Annotated in this window: 1 protein-coding gene; it reads right to left on the bottom strand. The window is 49.7% G+C overall.

The window, feature by feature from the left end; all coding sequences use genetic code 11:
• Positions 1-305 (bottom strand): transposase (locus FD01_RS16925; protein ID WP_477218256.1); only part of this gene is annotated, 305 nt, incomplete at its 3' end.
• Between the last annotated feature and the right edge of the window lie 73 nt (positions 306-378).

Raw genomic sequence — 378 nt, 5'->3', positions numbered from 1 at the left:
TCAAGGCGCTTGAAAAACCGTGAAAGTGAGGGCTGTGAGACTAGCCGAGAGCTACCCAAGGTGGCCGCCAGTACGGGATCACGTTGCCAGTCATTGGCACTACTGTCATGTAAATACCCGGCAACGTCGAGCAACAATTTTTCCAAGAAGATGTCGATCATCGAGGCCTTCCAGAATCGTCGTTGGTCTGGTAACTTGAGGCACTGATTGGCAAGTTGCCTAAAGTTGATACGATGAAGAAACTCTTGGAACAAAACGAGCCCGGCGTCATTTGAAAGTTGACCGCCGTCGGCGGTCACAGTCACATTGGTATTGCATTGCAGGGATAAGCTGGTTAAAGTTGAGATGGTGTGAAGCCTCGCTTTCGTGATGGTTTTC

Source organism: Lacticaseibacillus manihotivorans DSM 13343 = JCM 12514, from assembly GCF_001435035.1.
GTDB classification, from domain to species: Bacteria; Bacillota; Bacilli; order Lactobacillales; family Lactobacillaceae; genus Lacticaseibacillus; species Lacticaseibacillus manihotivorans.
The sequence above is the reverse complement of the archived record's forward strand: the minus strand, read 5'-3'. Positions and strand labels throughout refer to the sequence as shown.